Genomic DNA, 16094 nt, shown 5'->3' on the forward strand with positions numbered 1-16094 from the left:
TTTGGGGGCCGATGTCCAGGATCATGTCGTCGTCGGCCACATCCTTCACATCCTTGACGATGGCCGCGGCGGTCGCGCTGAATTCCTTGGCGCAGACCACGTCGACGGGAATGGGCACCGAGGCGCCGCGCCTGGCCATGATGTCGATGATGGCCCTGGCATCGCCGACCAGCTCGGCTTCCGCCAGTGACTTGCCGATCTTCAGGCCGGCGGCCAGCATGAAGCTGTTGGCGATGCCGCCGCCGACGACCAGGTTGTCGACCTTGTCGGCCAGCGACTTCAGGATGGTCAGCTTGGTCGAAACCTTGGAGCCGGCCACGATCGCCACCAGCGGACGCGCCGGCTGGCCCAGCGCCTTGCCCAGCGCGTCGATCTCGGCGGCCAGCAGCGGGCCGGCGCAGGCGACCGGCGCATACCTGGCGATGCCATGGGTAGTGGCTTCGGCGCGATGCGCGGTGCCGAAGGCATCGTTGACGTAGATGTCGCACAGCGCGGCCATCTTCTGGGCCAGCTCGTCGCTGTTCTTCTTCTCGCCCTTGTTCACGCGGCAGTTTTCCAGCAGCACCACCTGTCCGGGCGGCACCTGGAAGCAGCCCGCGGTCCAGCCGGACAGCAGCGGCACCTGCCGGCCCAGCAGCTCCGACAGGCGGCGGCCCACCGGCGCCAGGCTGTGGCGCGGGTCCGGCTTGCCTTCCTCGGGACGGCCCAGGTGCGAGGTGACCATCACCGCGGCCCCCGCCTGCAGGCAGGCCTCGATCGCGGGCAAGGAAGCACGGATGCGGGTATCGTCGGTGATCTGTCCCGCATCGTCCTGCGGGACGTTGAGATCGGCGCGGATAAAGACCCGCTTGCCGGCCAGCCCGCCGGCGGCGAGCAATGCGGCCAGCGTGTGCGGCGCCGCGGGTTTCGGTTGCGTGTCCGTAGCATGGAAAATGCTCATCGTAGCCACCCTTCAGCGTGCGTTGGCCAGCGCCACCGCGGTATCCAGCATGCGGTTGGAGAAGCCCCATTCGTTGTCATACCAGGCCGAGACCTTGACCAGCGTGCCGTTGACCTTGGTCAGCGTGGCGTCGAAGGTGGACGAGGCCGGGCTGTGGTTGAAGTCCACCGAGACCAGCGGCGCGGTGTTGTAGTCCAGGATGCCCTTGAGCTCGGCCTCGGCGGCGCTCTTCAGGATGCCGTTGACCTCGTCCACGGTGGTCGGCCGCGCCGCCACGAAGGACAGGTCGACCAGCGACACATTGATGGTCGGGACACGCACGGCAAAGCCGTCCAGGCGGCCATCCAGCTCGGGCAGCACCAGTCCCACGGCGGCGGCGGCGCCGGTCTTGGTCGGGATCATCGACATGGTGGCCGAGCGCGCGCGGCGCAGGTCGTCGTGGTAGACGTCAGTCAGCACCTGGTCGTTGGTGTACGAGTGCACCGTGGTCATCAGCCCGTTCACCACGCCCAGCTTCTCGTGCAGCGGCTTGACCAGCGGCGCCAGGCAGTTGGTGGTGCACGAGGCGTTGGAGATGACCGTGTCGGTCGCCTTCAGCACGCCGTGGTTCACGCCATAGACGATGGTGGCGTCCACGTCCTTGCCGCCCGGGGCGGAGATGATCACCTTCTTCGCGCCGGCCTTCAGGTGGGCCGATGCCTTCTCCTTGCTGGTGAACAGCCCGGTGCACTCCATCACCACGTCCACGCCCAGCCCGGCCCACGGCAGCTCGGCCGGATTGCGCTGCGCCACCACGCGGATGCGGTCGCCGTTGACGCGGAAGGCATCGCCGTCAACCGAGACCTCGCCCGGGAAACGGCCGTGGACGGTGTCGTACTGCGTCAGGTGGGCATTGGTGGCGGCGTTGCCGAGGTCGTTGATGGCAACGATCTCGATATCGTGGCGCTTGCCGCCTTCATAGTGGGCGCGCAGTACATTGCGCCCGATGCGCCCGTAGCCGTTGATGGCAACCTTGATGGTCATGATGTCTCCTGATGTCTCCGTTTACTTGTCTTGGTATCCTTGCCGGCCCGCGCCGGATATCAGGCGGCGGGTGCGAGCCACGCCGGCGTCAGCAGCACCGGCAGTGCCTCGATCGAGTCGATCAGCGCATCCGCGCCCAGTGCCGCGGGCCCGTCGGGGCCGGCGTAGCCGTAGCGCACCAGGCAGACCGGCATGCCGGCCGCGCGCGCAGCGGCCACGTCCACTGGCGAATCCCCTACCAGCACGCCTTGCGCCGCATCGACGTCGAGCAGCCGGCAGGCATGGCGCAGCGGTGCGGGGTGCGGCTTCATCTGCGCGATCGAATCGCCGGCCACCAGCACGTCGAGGTACGCCGCCAGGCCGGTCATGGCCAGCAGCGGCGCCGCCAGCGCGCGCGGCTTGTTGGTGACGCAGGCCATGCGGTAGCCCTCGCGCCTGAGCGCGGCCAGGCCCGCTTCCACGCCCGGGAATACCGAACCCAGGCGGCCGTTGGTGTCGTCATAGTGGCGATGGAACAGCGCCTCGGCAGCGGCGGCCTCCACCCGCGGCGCCAGCTGCGCGGTCTCCAGCACGCGCCGCACCAGGTTGGGTACGCCGCGGCCGATGAAGCCGGCCACCGTATCGAAGGGCAGCGGCGCGCTGTCGAGATCGGCGAGCATGCGGTTGGCGGCCTCGACGATGTCCGGGGCGCTGTCGACCAGCGTGCCGTCCAGGTCGACCAGCACTGCGGTGCAAGGCAGGGATGCGCTAGATGCGGTAGATGCGGCAGTCATGGCTTGTCCTCCAGCAAGGCGCGCGCGGCAGCCGCGACGTGTGCCGGGGTCAGGCCGAAGTGCTGGTACAGCGCCTCGGCGGGCGCGGACTCGCCGAACGTGTCGATGCCCAGCGCCACGCCGCCCTCGCCCACCACGCCGCGCCAGTACCAGGTGGCGCCCGCCTCCACGCTGACGCGCGGCACGCCCGGCGGCAGCACCGTGTCGCGGTAGGCCGCGTCCTGCGCGTAGAACAGCTCCACGCACGGCATCGACACCACGCGCGCGGCGATGCCGGCGTCGGCCAGTTCCTGCGCGGCGCGCACCGCGATCTCCACTTCGGAGCCGGTGGCGACCAGCACCACCCGCGGCGCCGCGGCATCGCGCAAGGCGTAGCCACCGCGCGCGATGTCCGCACGCCGGGCGGCATCGCGCTCGAACGGCGTCAACGCCTGCCGCGACAGCACCAGGCAGGTCGGGCCGTGCTCGCGCTGCAGCGCGGCCTGCCACGCGTAGGCGGTTTCGGCGCCGTCGCACGGGCGCCAGACCCGGTTGTTGGGGATCAGCCGCAGGCTCGCGGCATGCTCCACCGGCTGGTGCGTGGGGCCGTCCTCGCCCAGGCCGATCGAATCATGCGTCAGCACGTGGATCACGCGTAGCCGCATCAGCGCGGCCATGCGGATGGCATTGCGCGAGTAGTCCGAGAAGGTCATGAAGGTGCCGCCGTAGGGGATCAGCCCGCCATGCAGCGCCACGCCGTTCATCACCGCCGCCATGCCGAACTCGCGGACGCCGTAGCTGACGTAGTTGCCGTGCCCTTCGTGGTTGACCCAGACCGAAGCCTTCACATTGGTCAGGTTGGAGCCGGTGAGGTCGGCCGAGCCGCCCAGCAGTTCCGGCAAGGCCGGCGCCAGCGCCTCCAGGCAGAACTGCGAGGCCTTGCGCGTGGCGATCCTGCCCTGCAGTGCCGAGGGCGCGTCCAGCAGCGCCATCAGTGCCGCATCGAAGCCTTCCGGTAGCTGGCCTTTGATGCGGCGCAGGAATTCCCCGGCCAGTTCGGGATGCGCGGCGCTATAGGCGGCGAAGCGCGCCTCCCATTCAGCCTCCCTCGCCGCGCCCTGGACGCTTGCGTCCCAGGCGTCGGCCACGTCCGCCGGTACGGTGAAGGGCTCGGCCTCCCAGCCCAGCGCCTCGCGCATGGCTGCGATCTCCGCCGCGCCCAGCGGTGCGCCATGCACATCGTGCCCGCCCGCCTTGGCCGGGGCGCCCTGGCCGATCACGGTGCGGCAACAGATCAGCGTGGGCCGGTCGCGCTCCGCCCTGGCCGCGTGCAGCGCCGCGTCGACGGCGTGCGCATCATGCCCGTCCACGCCGGCGATCACGTGCCACCCGTACGCGGCAAAGCGCTTCGGCGTGTCATCGGCAAACCAGCCGGCGACGTCGCCGTCGATGGAGATGCCGTTGTCGTCGTACAGGCAGACCAGCTTGCCCAGCCCGAGCGTGCCCGCCAGCGAGCAGGCCTCGTGGCTGAGGCCCTCCATCAGGCAGCCATCGCCGAGGAAGACATAGGTGTGATGGTCGACGATGTCGAAGCCGGGGCGGTTGAAGGTGGCGGCCAGCAGCTTCTCCGCCAGCGCCATGCCGACGGCATTGGCCAGGCCCTGGCCCAGCGGCCCGGTGGTGGTCTCCACGCCCGGCGTCACGTCGACTTCCGGATGCCCCGGCGTGGCCGCGTGCAGCTGGCGGAACTGGCGCAGCTGCGACATGGGCAGGTCGTACCCGGTCAGGTGCAGCAGCGCGTACTGCAGCATGGAAGCATGGCCGTTGGACAGCACGAAGCGGTCGCGGTCCGGCCAGGCCGGGTTGGCAGGGTTGTGGCGCAGGTGGCGCCGCCACAGCGCCTCGGCCATCTCGGCCATGCCCATGGGCGCGCCGGGGTGGCCCGACCTGGCCTGTTCCACCGCGTCGGCGGCCAGGAAGCGCAGCGCGTTGGCGCAGCGGGCCGCGGAGTCGATGCGTTCGGGTGCGTTCATGTTTCTTGTCCTCGCAGCTCAGCGGTTGTTACAGGGCGGCGCGCTTGCGGCGCTCCATCATGCGCAGCACGAAAGGCGTGAAGATCAGCTGCATGGCCAGTTCCATCTTCCCGCCCGGCACCACGATGGTGTTGGCGCGCGACATGAACGAGTCGTGGATCATGCTCAGCAGGTACTGGAAGTCGATGCCTTTCGGGTTGGCGAAGCGGATCACCACCATGCTTTCATCCGGCGCCGGGATCTCGCGCGAGATAAAGGGGTTGGAGGTATCCACGCACGGCACGCGCTGGAAGTTCACATGGGTGCGCGAAAACTGCGGGCAGATGTAGTTCACGTAGTCCGGCATGCGGCGCAGGATGGTGTCGGTCACCGCCTCGGTGGAGTAGCCGCGCTGCTTCTTGTCGCGCCAGAGTTTCTGGATCCATTCCAGGTTGATGACCGGCACCACGCCGATCAGCAGGTTGGGATATTGGGCGACATTGATTTCGTCGGTGACCACGCCGCCGTGCAGGCCCTCGTAGAACAGCAGGTCGGTGTCGGCGGGCAACGGCTCCCACTCGGTGAAGGTGCCCGGCTCCTGCCCGAAAGGGGCGGCCTCCTCCGCGCTGTGCAGGTAGTGCCGGTGCATGCCGGTGCCGGTTTCCGCATAGGAGCGGAACAGGTTTTCCAGGTCGGCGAACAGGTTGTTCTCCGGGCCGAAATGGCTGAAGTTCATGTTGCCGGTGCGCTCGGCCTCGGCCATCTTGACCTTCATCTCGGCACGGTTATAGCGGTGGAAGCTGTCGCCTTCGATCACGACTGACTTCACGCCTTCGCGGCGGAAGATATTCTCGAAGGTACGGGTCACCGACGTGGTGCCGGCGCCGGAGGAGCCGGTGATGGCAATGATGGGATAGCGTTCTGACATGGCCGTGCACCTCAGGCAGACGCGCGAAACAGGCTGCGCTCGTTGAACAGGGGATTGGGAAGGTCGGGATCCGACTGGTTGGCGTGGTAGTCCTCGATCCGCTCCACTTCATTGCGCGAACCGAAGATCACGCCGATGCGCTGGTGCAGCCCGCCCGGCGCCACCGCCATCAGCGGCTGCCGGCCGGTGCTGGCGCGCCCGCCGGCCTGCTCCATCAGGAAGGCGATCGGGTTGGCCTCGTAGAGCAGGCGCAGGCGGCCCGGCTTGGCGGGATCCTTGGTATCGCGGGGGTACATGAAGACACCGCCACGCATCAGGATGCGGTGCGCCTCGGCCACCATCGACGCAATCCAGCGCATATTGAAATCCTTGCCGCGCGGGCCGCTCTTGCCGGCCATGCACTCGGAGATATAGCGCTGCACCGGCGCCTCCCAGAAGCGGCTGTTGGAGGCGTTGATGGCGAATTCCTGGGTCTCGGCGGGCACGCGCAGGCCGGGGTGCGTCAGGAAGAATTCACCCAGGTTCGGATCGAGGGTGAAGCCGTTGACGCCGTTGCCCACGGTCAGCACCAGCATGGTGGTGGGGCCGTAAAGCGCATAGCCGGCAGCCACCTGGGCCGTTCCGGGCTGCAGGAAGTCCTGCTCCGTCACGGCGTCCGCGCCTTCGGGCGCGCGCAGCACCGAGAAGATGCTGCCCACCGAAACGTTGACATCGATGTTCGAGGAACCGTCGAGCGGGTCGAACACCAGCAGGTACTTGCCGCGCGGGTAGCACGCGGGGATCTGGTATGGCGCCTCCATTTCCTCCGAGGCCATGCCGGCCAGGTAGCCGCCCCACTCGTTGACGCGCAGGAAGGCCTCGTTGCTCAGCACATCCAGCTTCTGCTGGATCTCGCCCTGCACGTTAATGGCCGACTCGTTACCTTCCGCACTACCGGCGCGGCCGTGCAGGCCGCCCAGCGCGCCGAAGGCCACCGCGCGCGCGATCTCCTTGCAGGCCATGGCCACGTTAAGGATCAGGCCGTTGAAGCCGCCGCCGGCATCCGGGTAGCGGCGGCGCTCCTCGATCAGGAACTGCGTCAGGGTCATCCTCTGGACTTCGGGCATGACAGGTCTCCTCTTCATTTGCTATGTGTTCTTGTCTGGCGCCGGCGCGGGCTAGGTGAGCGTCGCGGCCTCGCGCAGTCGGCGCAGGATGCCGCGGTAGCCGCCGCCGGCGTCCGGCGCGCCAAACACGGCGCTGCCTGCAACGAAGGTGTCGGCGCCCGCGCGGGCGATCTCCGCAATGTTGTCGGCCTTGACGCCGCCATCGATTTCCAGCCAGACCGCTCGCCCGCCGGCCTCCACCTGCCGGTCGATGCGCGCGCGCACCTGGCGCAGCTTGTCCAGCACGCCGGGGATGAACGCCTGGCCGCCGAAGCCGGGATTCACGCTCATCAGCAGCACCAGGTCGAGCTGGCCGAGCGTGTGGTCGAGCCAGCCCAGCGGCGTGGCCGGGTTCAGCACCAGGCCGGCCTTGCAGCCGTGCTCGCGGATCAGCGCGATGGTGCGATCCACATGGCGGCTTGCCTCGGGATGGAAGCTGATGATGCTTGCGCCCGCCTTGGCGAACATGGGGATCAGCGCGTCGACCGGCTCCACCATCAGGTGCACATCGATAGGGATGGACACATGCGGCCGGATCGCCTCGCACACCAGCGGCCCGATGGTCAGGTTCGGCACGTAGTGGTTGTCCATCACGTCGAAGTGCACCAGGTCCGCGCCCGCTGCCTCGATCGCGCGCACCTCTTCGCCCAGCCGCGCAAAATCCGCCGACAGGATGGACGGCGCGAGGCGGACGGCATGTTGGTCGTTGGCATGCATGTCAGGCTGCCTCGAACAGGGTGCCGCGATGCCAGTTGCGCAGTGCGCCCAGGTCAGCCCAGCGCTGCGCCGCGCCGGGCAGCTGCTGCGGCAGCGGCTGCCCCGGATCGCCCAGGTGCGGCAGCACCAGCAGCGCGCCGTCGAAGCGTTCGTGCGCGGTGTAGGCGCTGGGCGTGACCAGGGTGGCAATGCCGGCCGCCTGCGCGGCGCGCAGCCCGTTCTCCGAATCCTCGATCGCCAGGCAATCCCCGGCTTCCAGGCCGAGGCGTTCCAGCACGGCCAGGTACACATCCGGGGCCGGCTTCTTGATGGCGGTGGTGCCGGCGTCGCCGATGGCGGCGAAGCGCTCGCGCCAGCGCTGGCCCAGCGGCACCTGCAGCAGCGCATCGAGATTGGCCGGCGTGGTGGTGGTGGCGATGGCGATGGGCACGCCGGCACTGCCGGCCTCGTCGATCAGCCGGGCAATGCCCGGGCGCAGCGGCAGCTGGCCGCTGCCGACGCGCTCGGCGTAGTGGCGTGTCTTGATGGCATGCACGGCGTCGATAGTCTCCCTGACCTTGCAGCCGCGGGCCTCTTCCGGATCGACCATCCCCCAGTAGTGCAGCAGCCGCTCCTTGCCGCCGGCCACCTTGAGCAGGCGCGTGTAGAGCGCCTCATCCCAGCACCAGTCGAGGCCGACCTCGGCAAAGGCGGCGTTGAAGGCCTGCAGGTGGGCGGTCTCGGTATCGGCAAGCGTGCCGTCGACATCGAAGATCAGGGCTTTCATGGCTTACTCCGCGGCCGAAGGCTGCGAGAACACGCGGCTGGCGCGCAGGTCCCCGGCCGTGATGGTGGTCAGGGCACGGTCATCGACCACCGTGCCGGGATCGTCGAGCAGCCGCGACGCATGGCGCAGGCGCGCGCGGTCCAGCGCGTTGCGCACGCTGCGGGCATTGGCGAAATGCGGCTGCGCCATGCGCCGGGCCAGGTAATCGGCAAATACGGCGCGGCTCTCGTCGTCGAAGTGGTATTGCATCTCCGCCAGCATCAGGTCGGCGATCCGGCGCAGTTCCTCGAGCTGGTAGTCGGGGAAGTCGATATGGTGGGCAACGCGCGACGACATGCCCGGGTTCGATTCGAAGAACCGGTCCATGCGGTCCTTGTAGCCGGCCAGGATCACCACCAGGTCTTCGCGGTTGTTCTCCATCACCTGCAGCAGGATCTCGATGGCCTCCTGGCCATAGTCGCGCTCGTTCTCCGGGCGGTAGAGGTAATAAGCCTCGTCGATGAAGAGCACGCCGCCCATGGCCTTCTTCAGGATCTCCTTGGTCTTGGGCGCGGTATGGCCGATGTACTGGCCGACCAGGTCGTCGCGGGTCACGGCCACCAGGTGGCCGCGGCGCACGTAGCCGAGCTGGTGCAGGATCTGCGCCATGCGCAGGGCCACCGTGGTCTTGCCCGTGCCGGGATTGCCGGTGAAGCACATATGCAGGCTGGGCGCCCCCGCGCTGAAGCCGCGCGCGGCGCGCAGCTTGTCCACCAGCAGCAAGGCGGCAATGTCGCGGATGCGCGCTTTCACCGGCTTCAGCCCGATCAGCTCGCGGTCGAGCTGGGCCAGCAGCTCGGTGATGCCGGAGCTGGCCAGCGACTCGGCCAGCGAACCAGGCAAGGCAGCGGGGTGCTGCAGTGGTGCGGTCGTTTCAGGTGCGGACATGGCAGGCTCCGTAGGTTTCATCGAATCCGGGGCGCAGCTTCCCCCCGCGCGCTGCCTGACCGCGGCGCGCCCGTGGGACTGCACAGTGAGGGAATCGCCGGCGGGCAGTGCGTGGCTGCGCTACGCGCCGGTGCGGCCGCTGCCGTTCAGTAGCGGCAGCCTTCGGGCCGCGCCTGCACGGCGTAGCTCTCGATCGAGTAGCGCAGCGTGCGGCCGGGCTCTTCCTGCCGCACCAGGCGGAAGCCGGGTTCGTCGGCCGGCCGGTTGACGATGAACGACATCACCACCGACTCCACCGTATGCGTCGAATCGAAGGCCGTGACGCGGATGTAGTGGTTCGGGAAGGTGTTCCGCGCGTTGTTGATTTCCATCAGGATGCCGGCGGCATCGCGCAGGTCGAACATCGGCAGCCCGAACATCTCCCAGTACGTATTGCGCGGGTGCGGGTCGTCGGTGTATTCGATGCCGACCGCCCAGCCCTTGTTCAGGCAGTATTCGAGCTGCCTGGTGATCTGCTCGTCGGTGAGGTCGGGCAGGAAGGAGAAAGTGCCTTGAGTGATGCGCATGATGTCCTCTCGTTCTGTGGTGTTCAGGGGCTCGGGGGCTCAGGCCACCGACGCGGTGGGCACGAAGTCCGAGGTATCGGTCGGCGTGTAGTTGAAGGTGATGTCGCCCCAGGTATCGAGCGCCGCCCGCAGCGGTGCGCACCAGCGCGCCGCGTCGCGCAGGATCTCCGGCCCTTCGTTGAGGATGTCGCGTCCTTCGTTGCGCGCCAGCACCATCGCTTCCAGCGCCACGCGGTTGGCCGTGGCACCGGCCTGGATCCCCTGCGGGTGGCCGATCGTGCCGCCGCCGAACTGCAGCACCACGTCGTCGCCGAAGAGGTGGATCAGCTGGTGCATCTGGCCCGCGTGGATGCCGCCCGAGGCCACCGGCATCACCTTGCGCAGCGAGGCCCAGTCCTGGTCGAAGAACAGCCCGCGCGTCAGGTCGGTCTGGGTATAGGCATCGCGGCAGACGTTGTAGTAGCCCTGCACGGTGAGCGGATCGCCTTCCAGCTTGCCCACCGCGGTGCCGGTGTGCATGTGGTCGACGCCGGCCAGGCGCAGCCATTTGGCGATCACGCGGAACGACACGCCATGGTTCTTCTGGCGGGTGTAGGTGCCGTGGCCCGCGCGGTGCAGGTGCAGGACCATATCGTTCTGGCGGCACCAGTTGCTCATCGACTGGATGCAGGTCCAGCCCACGATCAGGTCGACCATGATGATGACCGAGCCCAGCGACTTGGCGAACTCCGCGCGCCGGTACATCTCTTCCATGGTGCCGGCGGTCACGTTCAGGTAGCTGCCCTTGACCTCGCCGGTGGCGGCCGAGGCCTTGTTTACCGCGTCCATCACGAAGAGAAAGCGGTCGCGCCAGTGCATGAAGGGCTGCGAGTTGATGTTCTCGTCGTCCTTCATGAAGTCCAGCCCGCCCTTCAGGCCCTCGTACACCACCCGGCCGTAGTTGCGGCCCGACAGGCCCAGCTTGGGCTTGGTGGTGGCGCCCAGCAGCGGGCGGCCGAACTTGTCCAGGCGCTCACGCTCGACGATGATGCCGGTCGACGGGCCGGCGAAGGTCTTCACGTAGGCCACCGGGAAGCGCATGTCTTCCAGGCGCGCCGCCTTGATCGGCTTGAAGCTGAACACGTTGCCGATGATCGAGGCGGTCAGGTTGGCGATCGAGCCTTCCTCGAACAGCGACAGGTCATAGGCCACGTAGCAGAAGAACTGCTCGGGGTTGTTGGGTACCGGATCGACCCGGTAGGCCTTGGCGCGATACATGTCGCACGCGGTCAGGCGGTCGGTCCACACCACCGTCCAGGTGGCCGTCGACGATTCGCCGGCCACCGCGGCGGCGGCCTCGACCGGATCGACGCCGTCCTGCGGCGTGATGCGGAACAGCGCCAGGACATCGGTGTCCTTGGGCACGTAGTCGCCGTCCCAGTACCCCATTTCCTTGTACTTCATCACGCCGGCGTCATAGCGCTTGCGCGGCTTGCTTTGGATCGTTTCAGGTGCGTTCATGCTGGTCTCCCTTCCGTGGTTTGGCGGCGTGACTGCTCGTTGGAAAGAAAGATATCCGGCCACCAACATAAGGTAAATTCAGATATTCTTAGCCCCTGTATAAGCCATCCTTTAAGTGAGGCGCGGGCCGCACACCCGGGCCTCAGATCAAAGGACAAACCCCAAGCCGCCCCCACTGCCCATGTCCTCCTTCCTGCGCGCCCTCACGCTTCGCCAGCTCCAGATCTTTGTCACGGTGGCCCGCCACGCCAGCTTCGTGCGCGCGGCCGAGGAGCTGCACCTGACGCAGCCGGCCGTCTCGATGCAGGTCAAGCAGCTGGAATCCGTGGTGGGGCTGGCCCTGTTCGAGCGGATCCGGGGCCAGCTCACGCTGACCGAGCCCGGCGACCGGCTGCTGCACCATGCCTCGCGCATCCTTGGCGAGATCAAGGATGCGGAGGAAGGCCTGCAGGCGGTCAAGGATGTCGAGCAGGGCTCGATCACGATCGGGCTGATCAGTACGGCCAAGTACTTCGCGCCCAAGCTGCTGGCGGGGTTTACGGCGCAGCATCCCGGCATCGACCTGCGCATTGCCGAGGGCAACCGCGAAACGCTGCTGCAGCTGCTGCAGGACAATGCCATCGACCTGGCCCTGATGGGCCGTCCGCCACGCGAGCTGGACGCGGTGTCAGAACCGATCGCCGCGCATCCGTACGTGGTGGTGGCCTCGCCGCGGCATCCGCTGCGCGGCGAGAAGCGCTTCGACCTGCAGGAACTGCGTCACGAGACGATCCTGCTGCGCGAGCCCGGATCCGGTACCCGCACCGTGGCGGAGTTCATGTTCCGCGACCACCTGTTCACACCGGCCAAGGTGATCACGCTGGGCAGCAATGAAACCATCAAGCAGGCGGTGATGGCGGGCATGGGGATCAGCCTGCTGTCGCTGCATACGCTGTCACTGGAACTGCGTACGGGAGAAATCGCGTTGCTGGATGTGACGGGTACGCCGATCGAGCGCGTCTGGCATGTGGCGCATATGGCAAGCAAGCGCCTGTCTCCGGCCAGCGAGAGCTGCCGGGGCTATCTGCTTGAGCACACTGCGGAGTTCCTGGGGAAGGAATATGCGGGGCTGCTGCCTGGGCGGCGCGTGGCGTGATGAAACAAGGGGACGCCGGGATTTGCAGGTGATCGGCGGAAGCCGACAGGCGCAGGATTCAGTGGATGGGCTGTCGCACCCGCATGAACGGCTGTCGCCAGATAATCAATCCGGTTGTTCGTCGTCCGTCGGTGCTTGAAGCAGGTGCCCGTACGCGTGCTCGGCATTCGCCTCGTCGACCCCGACGCGCGTCACGGTGCAAACCTTGGAGATCATGTATCCCACACCGGCGATCCGGTGCTGGTGGCGGGGCGCGAAGGCGTTCAGGTGCGCGGTGATGCAACGGTCGATGGCCTGGCAAGCCGCAGCGTCATCGAACTCTGGCAGGAATGCAATCGAGATACCGGGTAGCTGGTAGTCGAGCAAGCGCGCCTCTGCCAGACGGGTGTACAGATTGCCGTTGCGGAAGTCCGCCGGGATGTCGTCCCATTCCGGCAGCAGTTTCATGGTGCTGCACTGCACGTCGCCATCGGTAATGCTGTCCACTTCGGCGCGCGAGAGCGAATAAGTCATGCTGGTTACATCCTTCCAAGAACATCGCGACACGAGACATGCCGGCAACGCGCCCAGGCTGGACACGCGTTGATTTCGGTCATGACCTACATGGCATAGCCTAACGGCGCCAGCGGGCCGCCCGCCATGCAAAGGATGCCAACGACTTTGCATTACATGCCACTGTGTCGGATTGGTGCCCCATAGGGCACACCAAAACGCGGCATAACGTGTTTGGCGAGGATGGAGCCCCCTCCGCGTACCCTGCTTACAGTCGAGTCACAGGCCGAACCCGCCTGGACTATGCTGGAGTGGTTCCGGGCTGAGGCATTGCCGGCAGTCCGCTTTATCGGCAGCGGCAGCAGAACGAGCCCATAGCGATTGGAACGGTCCGACTTTGCCTCGCTCGGCATTGCGGGTCGTGCCATGTTCGGTGCTGGTGGCGCGTGATTATCTGGCAGACCTACTTCGACGTGAGATCGGTATGCTCTATCAGATTGTGGAGTATCAGAGGGCAACAATGGCGGCCTTGGCGATACAAGCGAGCCGCGCGTTTATCCACCCCATGAGTCCGTTTTCTTATGTGCCTGGCGCAAGCGACTTTGCCGCTTGCTGGGAAATGCTCAGTCGCGTCGGCTCGCCCTGCGATGAGCCCTCGTTCAGCATTACAGCGATTCAGCTTCGTGGCTGCGTTGTCCCGGTGGAGGAGACTGTCCTTTTAGAAAACCCGTTTTGCCGCCTGCTGCGCTTCACGACTGGCTCCGCCAAACATGAGGCTGGACAACCGTCTTCATCAATACTTCTGTGCGCACCGTTGGCGGGTCACCATGCCGTCATGCTCCGCGAGGTCGTGGAGTCGTTGCTGCACGAACATATCGTCTATGTCACAGATTGGAGCAATGCGCGCAACGTGCCTGTGAGTGATGGCCCCTTCCATCTGGACGACTATGTGCTTTTCATCAAACGCCTTATTCGTCAGATCGAAGCGGAATCGCTCCATGTCCTCGCCATCTGCCAGGCCACTGTGCCGACGTTGGCCGCCGTTGCGCTGCTGGCGAGCGAGGATGAGCCAACACCGCAAACCTTGACTCTGATTGGCGGTCCGATCGATGCGCGTCGCAGCCCGACCGCGATCGGGGATCTCGCCGCTCGTCATTCCCTGCAGTGGTTTCAACGCAATCTGATTCACGCGGTGCCTGAGCCGTACATGGGCGTCGGACGCCAGGTTTGCCCAAGCTTCGTGCAAGTCGCCGGCCTGGCCGCGGCGGAGTCATCTTCATTGACGACCCTGTATCGGGACTTCTGCCTCAGTCTTGCGCGCGGCGACGCCGATCTTGCGCAGAGGCATGGGCAAGCATTGGACGCCTATAACGCCGTGCTCGACATGGCGGCAGAGTTCTACCTGGATACCATCAGCACAGTGTTTCAGGACTTCCGGCTGCCGCGCGGAACATGGCAGGTGCAAGGACATGCGGTGCGACCACAAGACATCCGTACGACCGCATTACTCACCATTGAAGGCGAGTGCGACGAAATCTCTGGCCGGGGACAGACCCATGCGGCTCATGATCTGTGCCAAGGCATTGCCCTGCGCGGCAAGCGGCTCGTTACGGTGCCGCGCTGCGGCCATTATGACCTTTTCTCTGGCCCTTGCTGGCATAGGGAAGTCTTTCCCACGATATGCGATATGACGCGACGCGGCATTGACGCCCGGGCGAGCATGGGAAGCGTTTGACATGGCGCCGGCTAACGTGGGCGGCTGCGTATCCCCGCCTGCATCAGCGCCTCGCCCGGCGGTGCCACCTGCAGCGTCGCCAGCAGCAAGCCCATGCCGGCCAGGATGCGGTACTGGCTGGCCAGCTGGGTGTACTGGCCGGTCACGTACGCCGTGCGCGCGCTGAAGTACTCATTCTCGGCATTGAGCAGGTCGAGCAGGCTGCGTTGCCCGATGCGGAACTGCCTGCCGTAGCTGACGCGGGTGGCGTCGCTAGCCTGCACATATTGCTCCAGGCTTGCCAGCCGGTCCTGCGCGGTGCGATAGGCGTTATACGCCAGCGACACGCTTTCCTGCACCTGACGGCGCAGCCGCTCCAGGTTCTGCTCCGCTTCCTGGATCTGGTAGCCGGCCTCGTTGATCCGTGCCTTGTCGGCATTGCCGCGGAACAGGTTGTAGCGCACCCGCAGCATTACACTGCGCTCATCCGTGGTGCCGAGCACCCGGTCGCGGTCGCGCGCCGCGCCCACCTCCAGGTCCAGCCGCGGCCACATGGCCGAGCGGGCCAGCGAGCGCGCGGCCTCGGCTTCGGCGATATCGGCCTGCCCCGCGCCCAGCGCCGGATGGCTGGCGCCGGCCACCAGCATCGCCTCGCGCTCGGTGGCGGGCAGCACGGCCGCCAGCGATTCCGGCCGGGACAAGCCTTGCGGCGGCGCGCCGACCACGCGCAGGAACGCCGTCACGGCCTCCTGCAGCGCGCCCTGCTCGGCGCGCAGGTTAGCCTGTGCCAGCGCCAGCCGGCTTTCGGCCTGGTAGAGATCGGCGCGGCGCAACACGCCGTTGTCGGCACCGAGCCGGATCTGGTCGTAGATGTGCTGGTGCGCTTCAAGGTTGGCCATCCCGATGGCCACCGTTTCCTGCCGGCGCAGCACCTCCACATAGACGCCCACCGTGCGCAGCGCGATGTCTTCGGCGGTGGCGCCCACCCGGTAGGCCGCGCCTTCGATGCGCGCGCCCTGCCGCTCCACGTCGCTGCTGACGCCAAAGCCGTCAAACAGCATCTGTGTAATCGTCACGCCGGCCAGGTGGCTGGCATAGGAGGAATCAGCCAGTCCCATCGCACGCGTGCTGTGGCTGTCCAGGCGCACGCGGCCGGTGGCGGCATTGACGTCGACCCGCGGCAGGTAACCGGCGCGCGCCTGCTTCAGCCCCTCGTCGGCGGCCAGGCGGCGGCTGCCCGCCGCCAGCACTTCGGGATTGGTGTGCACGGCCTGCTCCACCGCCTGCTGCAGCGCCTGGGCGGCCGCGTGCGGCGGCGCCGCCATGGCTGCCCATAGCAGTACGGATGCCAGCCGGCACCATGCTGTCGTCATGCTTCCCCCAGATCGGGTACACCGCGCTCGCCGTGCCAGTGCGTGCGCAACGCGGTGCCCTGCCCGTTTATTATGGTTTTCTACTGCGCCGGCAGCGGTGCCGC

Annotated in this window: 15 protein-coding genes; 2 read left to right on the top strand and 13 right to left on the bottom strand. The window is 67.0% G+C overall.

The window, feature by feature from the left end; genetic code table 11:
- The 11 genes from IPF36_RS02170 to IPF36_RS02220 all read right to left on the bottom strand — a co-directional run.
- On the bottom strand, window positions 1-940 hold a 940-nt coding region (locus tag IPF36_RS02170), incomplete at its 3' end, for a phosphoglycerate kinase (RefSeq protein WP_195427214.1).
- A gap of 12 nt (window positions 941-952) precedes the next feature.
- Window positions 953-1963, bottom strand: a complete 1011-nt coding sequence (gap, locus tag IPF36_RS02175) for a type I glyceraldehyde-3-phosphate dehydrogenase (protein ID WP_133094600.1) — start codon at window positions 1961-1963, stop codon at window positions 953-955.
- Window positions 1964-2022: 59 nt separating this feature from the next.
- The gene (gene gph, locus IPF36_RS02180) at window positions 2023-2736 is read right to left on the bottom strand and encodes a phosphoglycolate phosphatase (protein WP_133094599.1); all 714 of its coding nucleotides are present in this window, start codon (window positions 2734-2736) and stop codon (window positions 2023-2025) included.
- Entirely contained in the window at window positions 2733-4748 is a 2016-nt protein-coding gene (tkt, locus tag IPF36_RS02185; RefSeq protein ID WP_135702749.1) for a transketolase, read from the bottom strand. The genes gph and tkt overlap by 4 nt, the downstream gene beginning before the upstream one ends.
- 28 nt (window positions 4749-4776) lie before the next feature.
- Window positions 4777-5655 (bottom strand): phosphoribulokinase, encoded by an 879-nt coding sequence (locus tag IPF36_RS02190; protein ID WP_195427215.1) that lies wholly within the window; start codon window positions 5653-5655, stop codon window positions 4777-4779.
- 11 nt (window positions 5656-5666) lie between these two features.
- On the bottom strand, window positions 5667-6761 hold the full coding sequence (locus IPF36_RS02195) for a class 1 fructose-bisphosphatase (protein ID WP_133094596.1): 1095 nt from the start codon (window positions 6759-6761) through the stop codon (window positions 5667-5669).
- A gap of 51 nt (window positions 6762-6812) precedes the next feature.
- Window positions 6813-7517, bottom strand: a complete 705-nt coding sequence (gene rpe, locus IPF36_RS02200; protein WP_135702751.1) for a ribulose-phosphate 3-epimerase — start codon at window positions 7515-7517, stop codon at window positions 6813-6815.
- A gap of 1 nt (window position 7518) precedes the next feature.
- The gene (locus IPF36_RS02205; RefSeq protein WP_135702752.1) at window positions 7519-8283 is read right to left on the bottom strand and encodes an HAD family hydrolase; all 765 of its coding nucleotides are present in this window, start codon (window positions 8281-8283) and stop codon (window positions 7519-7521) included.
- Between the two features lie 3 nt (window positions 8284-8286).
- The gene (gene cbbX / locus IPF36_RS02210) at window positions 8287-9210 is read right to left on the bottom strand and encodes a CbbX protein (RefSeq protein WP_135702753.1); all 924 of its coding nucleotides are present in this window, start codon (window positions 9208-9210) and stop codon (window positions 8287-8289) included.
- 146 nt (window positions 9211-9356) lie between these two features.
- A complete protein-coding gene (locus IPF36_RS02215; RefSeq protein ID WP_135702754.1) occupies window positions 9357-9776 on the bottom strand; it encodes a ribulose bisphosphate carboxylase small subunit in 420 nt (139 codons plus the stop codon).
- Between the two features lie 39 nt (window positions 9777-9815).
- The gene (locus IPF36_RS02220; protein WP_133094591.1) at window positions 9816-11276 is read right to left on the bottom strand and encodes a form I ribulose bisphosphate carboxylase large subunit; all 1461 of its coding nucleotides are present in this window, start codon (window positions 11274-11276) and stop codon (window positions 9816-9818) included.
- Window positions 11277-11457: 181 nt separating this feature from the next.
- On the opposite strand from IPF36_RS02220, the gene IPF36_RS02225 reads away from it, so the two are divergent.
- The gene (locus IPF36_RS02225) at window positions 11458-12411 is read left to right on the top strand and encodes a LysR family transcriptional regulator (RefSeq protein ID WP_133094590.1); all 954 of its coding nucleotides are present in this window, start codon (window positions 11458-11460) and stop codon (window positions 12409-12411) included.
- Window positions 12412-12516: 105 nt separating this feature from the next.
- Here IPF36_RS02225 and IPF36_RS02230 read toward each other — a convergent pair whose 3' ends face one another.
- Window positions 12517-12924 carry a hypothetical protein gene (locus tag IPF36_RS02230; RefSeq protein WP_195427216.1) on the bottom strand — a complete coding sequence of 136 codons (408 nt, stop codon included), beginning with the start codon at window positions 12922-12924 and terminating at the stop codon, window positions 12517-12519.
- Window positions 12925-13387: 463 nt separating this feature from the next.
- Here IPF36_RS02230 and phaZ point away from each other — a divergent pair, with 463 nt between their 5' ends.
- Window positions 13388-14638, top strand: a complete 1251-nt coding sequence (gene phaZ / locus IPF36_RS02235; protein WP_135702755.1) for a polyhydroxyalkanoate depolymerase — start codon at window positions 13388-13390, stop codon at window positions 14636-14638.
- Window positions 14639-14649: 11 nt separating this feature from the next.
- Here phaZ and IPF36_RS02240 read toward each other — a convergent pair whose 3' ends face one another.
- Window positions 14650-15990: a TolC family outer membrane protein gene (locus IPF36_RS02240; protein WP_135702756.1), complete on the bottom strand. Its 1341-nt coding sequence runs from the start codon at window positions 15988-15990 to the stop codon at window positions 14650-14652.
- Window positions 15991-16094 lie beyond the last annotated feature (104 nt).

The sequence above is a fragment of the Cupriavidus sp. IK-TO18 genome, from assembly GCF_015549295.1.
GTDB lineage: Bacteria > Pseudomonadota > Gammaproteobacteria > Burkholderiales > Burkholderiaceae > Cupriavidus > Cupriavidus oxalaticus_A.